Genomic DNA, 14436 nt, shown 5'->3' with positions numbered 1-14436 from the left:
CCCTGTGGGCCTTGTGAGCCCGACGAGTGAGCGGCGCGGTCGGCGTCGGTGCGCGGCCGGCGTGGGCCGTCCGCGCAACGCGCGGGCGGCGGCGATCGAGATGAAGGAGCACGCATGATGTCGTCCGCGCAGGTGATGGCGGCTCCGGCCATCACGCAGAACCCGCCCGAGATCGACTACTGGCTGCTGTCGCCGATGCTGGTGGTCTTCGGCGCCGCCGTCATCGGGGTGCTGATCGAGGCGTTCGCCCCCGCGGCGCGGCGCCGCGCGGTGCAGCTGACCCTGGCGCTGGCCGCCGTCGGTGCGGCGTTCGTGCTCACCGTCCTGATCACCGGATCGCTGCCCGAGGGTGCGGCGGGCGTGGGCGTGGCCTTCGGCAGCGTCGCCGTGGACCCGGTGTCGGTGTTCCTTCAGGGGACGGTGCTGGTCCTGGGATTCATCAGCCTGCTGCTGATCGCGGAGAACCGCAGCGGCGAGAGCGCGTTCGCCGCGCAGGCGGCCGCGGTCCCCGGAAGCGAGGAGGAGCGCGAGCACGTACTGGCCGGCTCCCAGCACACCGAGGTCTACCCGCTCGTGCTGTTCGCCCTGCTGGGGATGCAGCTGTTCCCGGCCTCCGGCGACTTCCTGACGATGTTCATCGCACTGGAGGTCATGAGCCTGCCGCTGTACCTGCTGTGCGGGATCGCCCGCCGGCGGCGGCTGTTCTCCCAGGAGGCGGCCGTGAAGTACTTCCTGCTGGGGGCGTTCTCCTCGGCGTTCTTCCTGTTCGGCATCGCGCTGGTCTACGGCTACGCCGGTTCGGTGAGCTTCGCCGACGTGGCGGCGGCCGCCCAGGAGGGCGGCGGGCCCCTGTTCCCCGACGGGGGCGGGCGTCCGCTCCTGCTGCTGGGGATCGCGCTGGTCTCCGTGGGCCTGCTGTTCAAGGTCGGGGCGGTGCCCTTCCACAACTGGAAGCCCGACGTCTACCAGGGCGCTCCCACCCCCATCACCGCGCTGATGGCCTCGTGCACACTCGTCGCGGCCTTCGGTGCGCTGCTGCGGGTCTTCTACGTCCCCTTCGGCCCTTCGGCGAGCGACTGGGCGCCGATGCTGTGGGTGGTGGCCGTACTGACGATGGTGCTGGCCGCGGTGATCGCCGTGACCCAGCGCGACATCAAGCGGCTGCTGGCCTACTCCTCGGTCGTGCACGCCGGGTTCGTGCTGACCGCGGTCGTGGCGGCCAGCTCCGCGGGCCTTGCCGGGGCGATGTTCTACCTGGCCGCCTACGGGTTCACCACCATCGGTGCCTTCGCCGTCGTGACCCTGGTGCGCACGCACGAGAACGGCCCCGAGGCCAACGAGCTGTCGCAGTGGGCCGGGCTGGGCCGCACGTCGCCGCTGCTGGCGGGGGCGCTGGCGCTGTTCCTGCTGGCGTTCGCCGGCATTCCGCTGACGAGCGGTTTCATCGGCAAGTTCGCGGTATTCGAGGCAGCGATGGCGGCGGGGGCGACCCCGCTGGTGGTGGTCGGCGTGCTCAGCAGCGCGGTGACGGCGTTCTTCTATGTGCGCATCATCGTGCTGATGTTCTTCTCCGAACCGGACGACGGCGGTCCGTTCGTGGCACGCGCCGGAGTCTTCACGGGCTCGGCGATCGTGATCGGGGTGGCGGCGACGTTCCTGCTGGGGGTCTTCCCTTCACCGGTGTTGGACAACCTGGTTCCCCAGCCCGGGCAGGAGCAGAGCGAGTCCCTGCTGTCGGCGGTGGGAGGCGAGCGGTAGCCGGGGCCACGCGGTGGGTGGCTTTGGCAGCCGATTCAGGGTCAGATAACTTGGCTAATCGGTTTTGTTCATCCCGAGTGCGCGCGATATGTCCGGTTTCGGGGGTATCGCGTGCCTGCTGACGTGTGGAGCTTCCAGGTGAGCGGTGCTGTCCCGAGCGATTTCCTCGCTCTGCCGAGTATCGACGCGGGTCTCGCCAAAGGGGTCCAGGAAGCTCTGGACGACGTCGAGAGCCTGCTGCGCGAGTCGGTCTCCGCCAGCGACCCCTCGATCAACGACGCCGCCTCGCACCTGCTCTCGGCAGGCGGGAAGCGGTTCCGGGCCACGCTCGTACTGCTCGCGTCGCACTTCGGCGACCCGACGGCGCCCGAGCTGGTGCGGGCGGCGGCCGTGGTCGAGCTCACCCACGTCGCCACGCTCTACCACGACGACGTGATGGACGAGGCCGCGCTGCGCCGCGGCGAGCCCAGCGCCAACCAGCGGTGGGGCAACAGCGTCGCGATCCTCACCGGCGACTACGTGTTCGCGCGCGCCTCGGAGATCCTGGCCGACCTGGGCACCGACGCGGTGCGGATGCAGGCCCGCACCTTCGGGCGGCTGGTCCAGGGCCAGATCCTGGAGACCGCCGGCCCTCAGGACGGCGCGGACCCGCTGGAGCACTACCTGCGAGTGATCTCCGACAAGACCGCGTCGTTGATCGCCTCCTCCGCCGAGTTCGGCGCCATGTTCTCCGGAGCCGGAACGCACATCACCCGCACGATCACCCGCGCCTGCGACGCGCTGGGCATGGCGTTCCAACTCGCCGACGACATCCTGGACGTGGCCGGCACCTCCAGCGAGTCGGGCAAGGTTCCAGGCACCGACCTGCGCGAAGGTGTCCTGACCCTGCCGATGCTGTATGCGCTGCGGCCGGTCGACGGCGGCGGCGCCGACGGCCGGCTGCGCGAACTGCTGGGCCGCCCGCTCGACGACGCCGAAACCGACGAGGCGCTGTCGCTGCTGCGCTCCCACGGAGCCGTGGACGAGGCGCGCGAAACCACCCGCCAGTGGGCGGAACAGGCGCGCGCGGAGCTGGCCACCCTGCCGCACGGCCCGCCGCGCGAAGCCTTCGAGGCCCTCTGCGACTACGCGGTGCTGCGCAGCGGCTGACCGCGTCCGTGCCGGCCGCGCCCTACGGCCCGGTCCCGGTTAAAGCGCGGGGAACGAATCGGCCATCGGGCGGCAAGGTCGCTCCGGCCGCCGCATGCCCCCTTCCACCTGCGGGAATCTGCCGACTGGCGGCCCGGCGCGCCCCGAGCGCTTCCGGGACCGGCCGGACCGGCGCGCAGGCGATACGGGGGGAAGTGAGTCGCCGTGGCAGCGATGGAGACCCAGCGGATGATCGGGCACCGCCTGGTCGACAAGGACGGCGCGGCCGTCGGCAAGATCGGTCAGGTCTTCTACGACGACCGGACCGATGCGGCCACGTGGATCACGGTGCGCACGGGCCTGTTCGGCTCGCGCGAGAACCTCGTTCCGCTGGTCGGCGCGGAGATGGCTGACGACTCGCTGCAGGTGCCCTGGTCCCGCAGCAGGATCAAGGACGCGCCGAGCTTCGACGTGGACCAGCACATCTCGGTCGAGCAGGAGGACCGCGTCTATGCGCACTACGGTCTGAATCCCGAGGTCCCGGGACAGCGCGTCCCCGAGGAGGCGGCCCGCCCGCGCGGTCGGCACGCGCGCCCCGAGCCGGACGGGCCGCAGTCGGCGGGGGTCCCGGCCGCGGCCGGTCGCCGGCACCGATCCGAAACGGGGCCGATCTGGGAGCCCGCGGACGACGGGCCGCAACCGGCGCAGGCCGAGGGCGACTGGTTCTGGGAGGGCGGCAGCCAGCACCACCGGGACCGCCCCGGCGGCGCCTGAAGACGGCGTGCCGGCCCGTGCGGGCCGGGGCCGGGACGCGCGTGTCGGCGGCGGCCGTCGCGGGACGCCCGCGGTGTCCGCAGCGCCGCTCTCACCTCCGCGGCGCGTGTCCGTCCGGGGACGGGTCGGGTTCCGCCGCCCGTGCGGCGTGGCGCGTGCGGGAGTTGTGCCGGAGCATGTCGGTCACGAACACCACGAGCGCGCACCAGACGATCGCGAAACCGGCCCACCGGCTGAGCGGCATCGCTTCCTCGAACACGAGCCAAGCGAACAGGAACTGCATCACCGGGACGATGAACTGCAGCAGTCCCAGCATGCTCAGCGGGATGCGGCTGGCCGCGGCGCCGAACGCCAGCAGCGGCATGGCGGTGACGAGCCCCGATCCCACCAGCGCCGCGGTGTGCCAAGGCGAGACCTCGACGAACGTGCCCGCGCCGGCGGCCTGCAGGAACACGATGTAGGCGCCGGCCGGCAGGAACAGCAGCAGGGTCTCGGCCGCGAGGCTCTCCACCCCGTCCAGCCCGACGAGCTTCTTCAGCGCGCCGTAGGTGGCGAAGGAGAACGCCATCCCCAGCGACAGCCACGGCACGCCGCCGTAGGCCACGCTCAGCACCGCGACGGCGACGGCGCCCAGCGTCACCGCCACCGCCTGGGCGCGGCGCAGCCGTTCGGCGAAGAACACCACCCCGACCAGCACGCTCACCAGCGGATTGATGAAGTAGCCCAGGGCCGCCTGGCTGGTCTGTCCGCTGTTGACGGTGTAGACGAACAGGCCCCAGTTCACCGAGATCACCGCTGCGGCCCCGGCCAGCATCGCCAGGCGGCGCGGTCGGCGCAGCAGCGGCAGGAACCACCGCCAGTGCGCGCGCAGTGCGAGTACCGCGAGCACGGCCAGCAGGGACCAGACCATGCGGTGGGCGATCACCTCGCCGGCTCCGGCGGCGGATACGAGCGGCCAGTAGAGAGTGGACAGGCCCCACATCAGGTATGCGCCGGCGCCCAGGAGCACACCGCGGTTGGATTCAGGCACGCGGGCAAGCGTAAGCCACGATTCATCCCATGACTATTCGTTTTCGCCTCCGCTCGGCGGTAGCGGCCCGGAGGGCGCTTGGCCCGCCGGGTAGCCTGGAGGCATGTTCGGTACGCAGATGACCATGGTCACGCCGGAGCAGGCACTGCCCGGCCGGGACGCCACGATGCCGGTACCCGAGCGCCACGAGGTGCTCGGCACGCCTCTGGCCCCGCCCTACCCCGAGGGCAGCGAGATCGCCGAATTCGGCATGGGCTGCTTCTGGGGCGCCGAACGCGCGTTCTGGGAGATCGGCGCCGGCGGCGGCATCGTCGCCACGGCCGTGGGCTACGCCGGCGGCTACACCCCCAACCCCACCTACGAAGAGGTGTGCAGCGGCCGCACGGGCCACACCGAGGCCGTGCGGGTGGTCTTCGATCCCGCCGTCATCTCCTACACCGACCTGCTCAAGGTCTTCTGGGAGAACCACGACCCCACCCAGGGCATGCGCCAGGGCAACGACACGGGAACCCAGTACCGCTCGGCCGTCCTCTGCCACGGCGAGACCCAGAGGCAGGCGGCGGAGTCCTCCCGCGACGCGTTCCAGCGGGTCCTGACCGAGGCGGGCTACGGCGCGATCACCACCGAGATCGCCCCGGCCGGCCCGTTCTACTTCGCGGAGGGCTACCACCAGCAGTACCTCTCCGACGCCAAGAACCCCAACGGCTACTGCGGTCTCGGCGAGACCGGCGCCACCTGCCCCGTGGGAGTGGCCCGCGCCTGAGCTTCGCGGAGACGGTCCCGGTGCATCGGACGAGGTCCTGTTGAAGGGGTTGAATGCTTTCGCGCGAGCTCGGTGCACTCCTAGGTGCGTTGAACGAGCTGGAGCGTCCGGTGGCCCGGTGGATCGCCCCGGGAAGCAGCTCTTCCCGGGTTGCAGAACACCTTGGGCCACAGGTCCCGGAAGAAGTCGTGACGTGGTTCGGCTGGTGTGGCGGGATCGAGATCCATCCCGGGCAGGACCAAGGCAGTACAAATATGATCCCAGGATACGCCCCGGTTTCATTGGACGAGGCGGTCGGCTTGAAACCGGCGTATGCAGGAGATCCGGTCCTAGGCGAACACTGGGTGCCGGTTCTCGTCGGCGGCGGGGCGGATATGTATGCGGCTGTGTGGGAGCCGGGCGGGGCGCCGGCGGTGGCGGGCGTTCTCAAGGGCGAGCCGACCGAAGTCGAATTTCCAAGCTTGGGGCGGATGGTTTCGTTCTTCAACAGATGCTATTCGGCCGGCGCCTTTTATGTTCGAGGTGACGGCTGTCTCGAAACAGATCACGAGCAGCAGGACGAGTTGTATTCGGAGTCGTTCGCGTGACCGGGCGGGGCGGGTGGCGTCCGGGAGCCGGCGGATGACCGGAACGGCCTGTCGGACGGGGATCAAGCCCGGGTGCCGGCGCGGGTGCGCTGACGATCGTGTGGGCACGCCGGGGCGCTCCGGCGTGCCCACACGGTAGGGACGGCGCTTCGCAGTCAGGCCGCCGGAGGCAGCCAGACCAGGTTGTAGGCGGCGGCGACGTTCACGAACTGGCACAGCGCAAGGGTCACCAGCGTGTAGTGGATCCGGCCCGCGAGGTTCCACCAGCGGCGGAACCAGGACAGGGCCGCGGCGACCACCATCGCCACCGCGACGAGCCCGGCCGCGGTCAGCGGCAGGGTCAGCAGCGGCGACCCGGTGAACAACAGGTTCTCCAGCAGGTCGCTGTCGCCCAGCAGCGTGATCAAGAATCCGAGGTAGCCGGCGCAGATCGCCAGTGCTGCCGCTGCCAGCGCCGCCGCGGTGCGGGTGCCGGCCGAGCGCTGCCGGGACGTGCCGCGGATCCGTCGCACCAGAGCGATCACCGGCCACGCGAGCAGCGAGCACATGACCAGCAGCGCCGCACCGGCCCCGGCGAAGCGCAGGTTCGGCGCGTCGTACCAGGCGACCTTCTCGTAGGCCTGGGGCGCCAGCGAGCCGAAGGACAGGCCGATGACCTCGCCGCCGGCCTCGTCGAAGGCCAGACGCTCCCCGCCGTCGGAGACGAACAGCCCCGGTTCCACGGACGTCCAGTCGGTCTCGCCGAGGTAGCTGTTGGACGTGTGCAGCGTGCCGGCGCCGGTCACCGAGACGGAGGTCTGGTCCTGGACTTCCAGGGCCGCGGAGGCGTCGTTCTCGCTGTTGCGAGTGGAGACGTAGGTGCCGGCGTAGCGGTCCAGCGGGCCGTCGGCGGCGCTTGCCGCCTGATCGCTGCCGTCGTCTGCCACGCCGGCGCCGCCCGAGGCGGTATCGGGCCCGGCGAACTCGTCGAGCACCGCGTCCAGGATCTGCGCGCGGGCGTCCTTCAGCGGATTCGCGGAGGTGCCGTCGCCGTTCACCGCGACGTAGACGCCGAAGCCGAGCTCGGGGACCACGGCCCACTCGGTGTGCGCGCCGTGCAGGTCGCCGCTGTGCCCGACGGTCCGGGGGCCCTGGCGGGACTTGTCCCACGTGCCGTAGCCGGCACCCGCCACCCCGGGGTGGAGGCTCTCCTGCTTGGTCAGCATCGCCTGAGTGCTCTCCGCGGAGAGGACACGGGCGCCGTCATAGGCGCCGTCGCCGAGCATGGCGAGCATGAAGTCCGACATGTCGGTCGCCGTGGCGTAGCCGGCGCCGGCCGGGCTCTGGTTGACGAACAGCGGCTCCGAAACGGTTTCCGGGGTCGCGCCGTGGAGCGTGGGCACCGTGAATCGCTCGGCGGCCTGATCGGGGGGCATGAAGCCGCTGTGCTCCATGCCCAGCGGCCCGAAGACGTTCTCGTCGAGGTAATCCGCGAAGGGCACTCCGGATACCTCTTGCACGACCAGGCCGACCAGTGAGGTGCCGTAGTTGGAGTAGGAGACGAACCGGCCGGGCGGGTGGACACGCTCAGGCTGATAGGTCGAAAGGTAGCCCTTCAGCGGCAGCATGGTTTCGGCGGAGTCGGTGGCCATCCCGACCACGCTCTCCTCGAACCCGGCGGTGTGGGTGAGCAGGTGGTGCAGCGTCACCGGGTCGCCCGGGTAGGTGTCGGGGAGCTGCGCGCCGCCGGGCAGATACTCGTTGACGTCGGTGTCCAGGTCGACCTCGCCGGACTCCGCGAGCTGCATGACCGCGGTCGCGGTGAAGGATTTGCTCACCGACGCCATCGGGAACGACGTCTCGGCGGGGTCGACCGGCGTGCCCTCGGCGGCGTCGGCGTCGCCGTACCCGCCCGCGTAGACCCGCTGTCCGCCGTCGACGACCGACACGGCGGCGCCGGGGACCTCGTTCTCCTTCAGCAGTTCGGGGACGCGCTCGTTCAGGAAGGTCTCGACCTCGGCGGCGGTGGGGTCGGCCGCGGGGGCCGATGCGGCGTCGTCGTCGGCGGCTGCCGGAGCCGACGGTGCGGCGACGGCGACGGCCAGTGCCGTCGCCGCGCAGAGGGAGAGCAGGGGGTGGATTCGTGGTGGCACGGAGCCGTCTCCTCGTCGTTTCGGTCGTCTTCCGGGGGCTGTGCTGACTGGAGACGACATTAGGAGACCGGGCCCTCGCGGACAGCGGCGCAGACTGCCCGCTCCACCCGCCCGCAGGCGGGGCCCGGGATGTGCAGCAGACTGGACATCGTGACCGGCCGGGAGGCCGGCCCCGCCGCCGTCGAGCCCCGCACCGCCGGAAGCACCGGCCCCTTCCGCGGCCGGTGCTGCTACTTCGGCGTCCGCGCTGCCGGACGCGGGAACGGCCGGGGCACGCCTGCCGCTCTCGGGGAGCTTCAGGGCCGGTCGACCGGGCAGACGACGAACGCGCCGCCGATCGCGGCCGCATCGGGTGCGGGCGTGGGCTCACAGGGAGCCTCCCGCCCGGTTGGTGCGCACGATCAGGTACACGAGATAGGGCGCCCCCAACACGCCGGTGACGACCCCGACCGGGTAGCGGGTTCCGAAGGCGAACTGGCCGCAGAGGTCGGCGACCAGCACGAGCAGGGCGCCCACCAGCGCGGCGGGAACCAGCAGGGAGCCGTTCGGCCCCAGGATGCGCGCGGCGATCGGGCCGGAGAGGAAGGCGACGAACGCGATCGGTCCTGTTGCGGCGATCGCGAAGGCGATGAGTCCGACCGCCCCGGTGGATGCCACGAGCCGGGTCCGGTCGACCCGGACGCCGAGGGCCGCCGCCGTCTCGTCGCCCAGCCGAAGCGCGTCCACGTCGGGCGACGTCCACAGCAGCAGGGGGCCGATCGCAAGCAGCGCTGCCGCGACCGGGACGGCGTCGCCCCAGCCGGCCCCGTTGAGGCTGCCGGTCAGCCACCGCATCGCCTCCTGGAGGTCCCACTGGGCGGCCCGGTCGAGTACGTATGCGGTGACGCTGTCCAGCATCGCCGCGATGCCGATACCGATCAGGATCAGCCGGGTCCCGGCTGTACCGCGCTTGAACGCCAGTGCGTACACGATCAGCGACACGGCCAGTCCCGCCGCGATCGCGAACACCGACACCCCGGTGCCGCCGAGCGAGAGCACCACGATCGCGAAGGTCGCGGCCGCGCCGGCTCCCGAACTGATGCCGATGATGTCCGGGCTGGCGAGCGGGTTGCGCAGCATGGTCTGGAACGTGACTCCGGCGAGACCGAAGCACAGTCCGGCCGCCACCGCCAGTACGGCGCGCGGCAGCCGCAGCCGCCCCACGGTGAACGATGCGCCCGGCACGTCCTGCCCGAGGATCACCGCCGCGACGTCGCCGGGCGGGTAGAAGGTCCGCCCGACCATCAGGGTCGCGGCGAACACGAGGACGATCAGCGCGGCGAGGACGGCGGTCACGGTGCGGCGCCGGCGCACGCGGCGCTTCCGCTCGGCGCGCGCGGCCCCGGAGGCCCCGGAGGCCAGGGTGGATCCGGCTGTGCCGACGGTAGCGGCCGTGGAGGTGCTCACAGGTCACGAACCTTCTGACGGCGGACGATGTAGATGAAGAAGGGGCCGCCGATCAGCGCGGTCACGATCCCGACGTCGATCTCGCCGGGGCGCGCCACGACGCGGCCGAGGATGTCCGCCGCCGTGAGCAGGGCGGCTCCACCCAGCGCCGAGAACGGGAGCAGCCACCGGTGGTCGACACCGACGAGGAGGCGGAACACGTGCGGGACGACGAGACCGACGAAGCCGATCGGGCCGGTGGCGGCGGTGGTGGCCCCGCACAGCACGACGGCTGCCGCCGAGGCGGTCGTCCGCGCGGCCGCGACGCGTTCTCCCAGTCCGGCGGCGAGGTCGTCACCCAGGGCCAGGAGGTTGAGCCCGCGCGCCGACAGCAGGCCGAGGAGCAGGCCGACCGCGAGGAACGGGAGCACCTGCGCGATGTCGTCGAACGTCCCGCCCCCGACCCCGCCGATCTGCCAGGAGCGGACCCCGTCGGCGATGTCGCCGCGCGGGAGCACGACCGCACTGATGGACGATGCGAGCGCCGCCGAGGTCGCCGCGCCGGCCAGGGCGAGCTTGAGCGGTGACGCGCCGCCGCGCCCCAGCGAGCCGATCATGTAGACGAACACCGCGGTTGCGCCCGCACCGGCGATAGCCACCCATACGAAGCCGGTCGCCGAGGCGAGCCCGAAGTAGGCGATACCGGCGGCGACGGCGAGCGAGGCGCCCATGTTCACGCCCAGGATCCCCGGGTCGGCCAGCGGGTTGCGGGTCACGCCCTGCATGACGGCGCCCGATACGGCGAGGGCGGAACCCGCCAGGAGGGCGAGCAGGGTGCGGGGGATCCGCTTGGCGACCGCCGCCCGGTCGAAGCCGTCGGTCGAGCCGCCCAGGGCCGCCAGGACGTCGGCCCACGGGACGTCGCGGGAGCCGATGGTGATCGAGGCCCACACGAGCGCGGCCAGCACTCCCAGCAGTACTGCCAGCCACAGGGCCCTGCCCCGCGCCGGGCGCCGCTGGCCGGCGGTGTCCGGCGCGGGCGGTGCGGGCGGTGCGGCGTGCGGTGTCACTGCTGGCCGTCAGCGGCTTCGGCCAGCAGCGACAGGTAGTCGTCGAGGACCCACGAGATCGACAGCGGGGTCGGGTTCGCGGCCGTGCCCAGAGGGGCGTCGCCGGGGAGGCTGACGATCGCGCCGTCGTCCACCGCCGGCATCTGCGACAGCAGCGGGTCGCCTTCCAGCGCTTCGACGAGCTCCGCACTGCCGTAGGTGACGATGATGTCGACGTCGTCGAAGGAGTCGGCCCGCTCGGCGCTGCGGGTCAGGGAGAACTCCCCGGTTTCGGCGGACGCGCTCGCGACGCTCTCCGGCGCCGTGAGGCCGAGGTCGGCGAAAAACCGGGTGCGGGTGTCGTGGGTGGTGTAGAAGCTGACTTCGCTGAGGTCGGTGGTGTCCACGTGCGTGAGGAACATCGCCGAGTCGCCTTCGATCGCCGGGTACTCGGCGACCGCCTCCTCGATCCGCCCTTCGATGTCGGTGACGAGTCGTGCGCCCTCCTCCGCCATGCCCAGGGCCGTGCTGTTCAGCTCGATCATCTCCCGCCACGGCGTCCCCCAGGCGGTCTCGGGGTAGGCGACGACGGGGGCGATCTCGCTCAGCGTGTCGTAGTCCTCCTGGGTCAGCCCGGAGTACGCGGCGAGGATCACGTCGGGACGGGTATCGGCGACGGCTTCGAAGTCGATGCCGTCGGTCTCGTCGAACAGCACGGGGGTGTCGGCGTCGAGCTCGTCGAGCCGCTCCTCGACCCAGGGGAGTACGCCGTCGCCGTCGTCGTCGCCGAAATTGGCCTCGGCCATACCGACCGGTACGACGCCCAGAGCCAGCGGGACTTCGTGGTTGGCCCAGTTGACGGTCGCCACGCGCTCGGGCTCGGACTCGATCTTCGTCGTGCCGAGCGCGTGCTCGACGGTGACGGTGCTCCAGTCGCCGGAGCCGCCGTCCTCGTCGCTCGACGGTGCTGGGGAGCAGGCCGCGGTACCGGCGGTGAGCAGTGCAGCTGTGGAGAGTGCGACCAGCCTTGAAACGCGGGGCATGGTTTCCCTTCGGTTGTGGCGAGCCGATCGGTCGGCCTCGGGGCCGGCCTGTTCGCCGTCTGTCGGCCCGCGCGGGTCGGGCGCCGGTCGGCGGGGACGTCCGGTTCGGTATGCGCCGAGCACGCGCCCACGGCCGCAGGGGCGGACTTAGGTTTGCCTAGCCGAAGTTAGACGGGTGCGCGCTCTGTGTGCAATCGCGCAAGAGCGACAGTGTTCATCGCGAAACGGACATCCGTGTACGGCTGGATGCGCCGGACACCCTCACTGGGAGGGGAACCGCCCGGGACTGGCCCCCGTGATCCGCCGGAAGGCGGCGCCGAACGCGCTCGCCGAGTGATAACCGACACGTTCGGCGACGTCGTCGATCCGGTCTCCCCGCGCGAGCATCGCGACGGCGTGCTGCATGCGCGCGGTCGCCACCCACCGGCTGAACCCCAATCCGGTCTCGGCGCGGAAGGCGCGCGTGATCGTCCGGGTGTTCACGCCGAGCCGCCCGGCCCACGCGGCCAGCGTCGTGGCGTCCGCGGGATCGTCGCGCACGGTGGCGGCGATGGGTGCCAGCAGCGGCGACTCCGGGATCCGCAGGGTCAACTCGTTGCGGGCGGGGGCCAGCAGGTCCAGCACCACCGCCTCCGTGCGCGCCCGTGCGGCCGGTGCCAGGCCGTCGGCGTCGAGCCGGTCGAGCAGGAGCCGCAGCAGCGGGGTGAGTTCCACGGCGACGGGAACGTCGGAGATCGAGGGGACCGAATCGACCGCGAACTGTGCGGCGCGATGGCGGATACCCGCCGGTGTCCAGCCGGAATGGCGGATGCCGGCGGGTATCCACAGCCCCGCCGCGGGGGTGACCGTCCAGATCCGTCCGCCGATCACCGCCGAGGAGGCACCCTCCTCGTTCCAGAGCAGTTCGTGGGTCGGATGCGAATGCACATCCCAGAACGTGTCGGCGGCGATGGTCTCGGCGCCGCTCAGGACGACGAACGGCACGTCGACCTCGCCCGCTCCGTAGAGGGGGAGCGTGCGCCGGTCGGTCGCGCCGTCGCCCGGCGCTTCGCTACGGAGCCCGGGGGCGGCCGCGGGCTCCCCGATGTCTCGTTCGGCCACGCCGTCCAGGCTATGCCGCGGTGCCGGGCCGGTCGCCGACCGGCCCGGCACCGCGGAGGGCGCTGCAGCCCGGCGCTCACCGGGCGGAACGGGAATGCGCTTCAGGGGGCGGACAGCACCGCGTCCGGGTCGATGCAGTAGGCGGTCATCCAGTGCGGATCGATCCGGTAGTAGACGATGTCGTCGCCCCAGTTCATCGGGGACTCGCCGTAGTGGGCGACGAGGTGCTCCAGCACGGCGGGCCACCCGGAAGCCTCCGGATCCTCCGCGTCTTTCGGGGTGATGGGGACCGCGGCGCCGTGGGTGAAAACGCCGACGGCCTCACCGCGCATGTGGGCGACGCTCACGCCGGGGCGGGCCGCCAGATGGCGGGCCTTGGCCGCGGAGCGATCGGTGCCCACGAACCAGCGTCCGTGCAGGAAGTGGCCGTCGACGCCGCTGATGCGGGGTTCCCCCTCGGCTGTCACCGTGGACAGCGCCAGTGTGCACATCCCGGTGAGCACACGGGTGAGCTGTTCGGCGGTGAGCGTGGCCGACCGCTCCCCGTCGGCCCCGTAGATCGACCGCAAGTGGGTGCCCGCCCGGTTCAGCGAGGCGTCGAGCAGATTCTGGAGTTCGTCGAGTTCAGTGCCGGTCTCGTACATGCCGGCCATGGTCACGCCTATTCCTGACACCGAATGTCAGGCGCACCGGGAGAACCCGAGCGGGATTCGCGCCGCCGTCGAGTCGTTTCACGCGGCCGCGCTCTCCGCCGGCGCCGAAGTCCTGCACGCGCCCCGGCTGTGGCCCGAATACCACCCGTATTTCTACGGGACCTTCGTCCGCGACCCCGACGGCAACAACGTCGAAGCCGTCTGCCACGCGCCCGAGTGACACCGGCGGATCGGGCGGGCTCCGCCGCGGGGCACTGCGGCGGCCCCGCTGCCGGAGTGAGCGGCCGCGGATCCGCGGTGTGCGGTCATTCGCCGCCGATGTGCCGCTTCCAGGGGCCGTCGGCGGTGAGCCAGGTGGGGACGATCTTCAGGGGGAAGGGGAAGTCGGTCTCGAAGACGTCGTCGCCGTAGACCTGTGCCGTCTCGACGTACTGGTCGTCGTCCAGGCGGAACTCCATGATCCCCTCTTTTTCCGGGGCGACGATCCAGTAGGACTCGATGCCGAACTCCGCGTACTCCCGTCGCTTGGTGTGGTTGTCGCGGAACACGCTCTCCGGGGAGACGACCTCGACGGCGAGGGCGGGCGGGCGTGTGAGGTAGGGGTGGTCGGCGTCGCTCAATCGGATCACCGCCGGATCCGGGACGCGGTGGCGCGTGCGGTCCGCGGTGAGGTTGATACCCGCCCCAGGCAGGACCGCGAACTCGGACGGTGCAACGCTCCCGAGGTGGGTGCACAGCCGTCCCTCGATCAGGGTGTGCAGGAACACCGGCGCCGGGGACACGTCGAGTTTCCCGTCGGCCAGTTCGTAGCGCCGGCCGTCGTCCGGCGTGCGGGCCAGGTCCTGGACCGTCAGTCTCCCGGCGGGCGGGTCCGGTTTCCCGATGCTCATGACCGCCATGCTGCCTCCCCACGTGCATGGAGGCCAGCATTCAGGCGGGTGTCGGGTTACGGGCGAGTACGCGGGGATTTCTCCGCCGGCGTGCCCGGCTTGG

At 71.6% G+C, this 14436-nt stretch carries 13 protein-coding genes and 1 pseudogene; 6 read left to right on the top strand and 8 right to left on the bottom strand.

Going from position 1 to position 14436, the window contains the following annotated elements:
• The first annotated feature begins 114 nt into the window (after nucleotides 1-114).
• The 3 genes from nuoN (at nucleotide 115) to HNR25_RS25765 (ending at nucleotide 3660) form a co-directional block, all read left to right on the top strand.
• The gene (gene nuoN / locus HNR25_RS08530) at nucleotides 115-1758 is read left to right on the top strand and encodes an NADH-quinone oxidoreductase subunit NuoN (RefSeq protein ID WP_184634136.1); all 1644 of its coding nucleotides are present in this window, start codon (nucleotides 115-117) and stop codon (nucleotides 1756-1758) included.
• A 138-nt stretch (nucleotides 1759-1896) separates the two neighbouring features.
• The gene (locus HNR25_RS08525) at nucleotides 1897-2907 is read left to right on the top strand and encodes a polyprenyl synthetase family protein (protein ID WP_184634135.1); all 1011 of its coding nucleotides are present in this window, start codon (nucleotides 1897-1899) and stop codon (nucleotides 2905-2907) included.
• A gap of 213 nt (nucleotides 2908-3120) precedes the next feature.
• Complete coding sequence (locus tag HNR25_RS25765) at nucleotides 3121-3660, top strand: PRC-barrel domain-containing protein (protein WP_345607476.1); 540 nt, start codon at nucleotides 3121-3123, stop codon at nucleotides 3658-3660.
• Nucleotides 3661-3751: 91 nt separating this feature from the next.
• On the opposite strand, the gene rarD is transcribed toward HNR25_RS25765, so the two are convergent.
• Nucleotides 3752-4690 carry an EamA family transporter RarD gene (rarD, locus tag HNR25_RS08515; RefSeq protein WP_184634134.1) on the bottom strand — a complete coding sequence of 313 codons (939 nt, stop codon included), beginning with the start codon at nucleotides 4688-4690 and terminating at the stop codon, nucleotides 3752-3754.
• A 103-nt stretch (nucleotides 4691-4793) separates the two neighbouring features.
• Between rarD and msrA the strand changes: the two genes are divergently transcribed.
• Nucleotides 4794-5453 (top strand): peptide-methionine (S)-S-oxide reductase MsrA, encoded by a 660-nt coding sequence (msrA, locus tag HNR25_RS08510; protein ID WP_184634133.1) that lies wholly within the window; start codon nucleotides 4794-4796, stop codon nucleotides 5451-5453.
• Between the two features lie 89 nt (nucleotides 5454-5542).
• On the top strand, nucleotides 5543-6040 hold the full coding sequence (locus HNR25_RS08505) for a hypothetical protein (protein WP_184634132.1): 498 nt from the start codon (nucleotides 5543-5545) through the stop codon (nucleotides 6038-6040).
• Nucleotides 6041-6195: 155 nt separating this feature from the next.
• On the opposite strand, the gene HNR25_RS08500 is transcribed toward HNR25_RS08505, so the two are convergent.
• The 6 genes from HNR25_RS08500 to HNR25_RS08475 all read right to left on the bottom strand — a co-directional run bounded on the left by HNR25_RS08500 (nucleotide 6196) and on the right by HNR25_RS08475 (nucleotide 13443).
• Nucleotides 6196-8172: a serine hydrolase domain-containing protein gene (locus HNR25_RS08500; protein WP_184634131.1), complete on the bottom strand. Its 1977-nt coding sequence runs from the start codon at nucleotides 8170-8172 to the stop codon at nucleotides 6196-6198.
• A 366-nt stretch (nucleotides 8173-8538) separates the two neighbouring features.
• Nucleotides 8539-9573, bottom strand: coding sequence for a FecCD family ABC transporter permease (locus HNR25_RS08495; protein ID WP_184639000.1), 1035 nt, complete (start codon nucleotides 9571-9573; stop codon nucleotides 8539-8541).
• A 41-nt stretch (nucleotides 9574-9614) separates the two neighbouring features.
• A complete protein-coding gene (locus HNR25_RS08490; RefSeq protein ID WP_184634130.1) occupies nucleotides 9615-10667 on the bottom strand; it encodes a FecCD family ABC transporter permease in 1053 nt (350 codons plus the stop codon).
• Nucleotides 10664-11689, bottom strand: coding sequence for an iron-siderophore ABC transporter substrate-binding protein (locus HNR25_RS08485; RefSeq protein WP_184634129.1), 1026 nt, complete (start codon nucleotides 11687-11689; stop codon nucleotides 10664-10666). The genes HNR25_RS08490 and HNR25_RS08485 overlap by 4 nt, the downstream gene beginning before the upstream one ends.
• A gap of 261 nt (nucleotides 11690-11950) precedes the next feature.
• Nucleotides 11951-12775, bottom strand: coding sequence for a helix-turn-helix domain-containing protein (locus HNR25_RS08480; RefSeq protein WP_184638998.1), 825 nt, complete (start codon nucleotides 12773-12775; stop codon nucleotides 11951-11953).
• 116 nt (nucleotides 12776-12891) lie between these two features.
• A complete protein-coding gene (locus HNR25_RS08475; RefSeq protein ID WP_246464129.1) occupies nucleotides 12892-13443 on the bottom strand; it encodes a pyridoxamine 5'-phosphate oxidase family protein in 552 nt (183 codons plus the stop codon).
• 58 nt (nucleotides 13444-13501) lie between these two features.
• On the opposite strand from HNR25_RS08475, the pseudogene HNR25_RS08470 reads away from it, so the two are divergent.
• Nucleotides 13502-13663: pseudogene (locus HNR25_RS08470) on the top strand (VOC family protein); the annotation flags it as partial.
• Nucleotides 13664-13748: 85 nt separating this feature from the next.
• On the opposite strand, the gene HNR25_RS08465 reads toward HNR25_RS08470, so the two are convergent.
• The gene (locus HNR25_RS08465; protein WP_184634128.1) at nucleotides 13749-14333 is read right to left on the bottom strand and encodes a Uma2 family endonuclease; all 585 of its coding nucleotides are present in this window, start codon (nucleotides 14331-14333) and stop codon (nucleotides 13749-13751) included.
• Nucleotides 14334-14436 lie beyond the last annotated feature (103 nt).

Origin of the sequence: Streptomonospora salina (assembly GCF_014204715.1) — a bacterium.
GTDB lineage: Bacteria > Actinomycetota > Actinomycetes > Streptosporangiales > Streptosporangiaceae > Streptomonospora > Streptomonospora salina.
The sequence above is the reverse complement of the archived record's forward strand: the minus strand, read 5'-3'. Positions and strand labels throughout refer to the sequence as shown.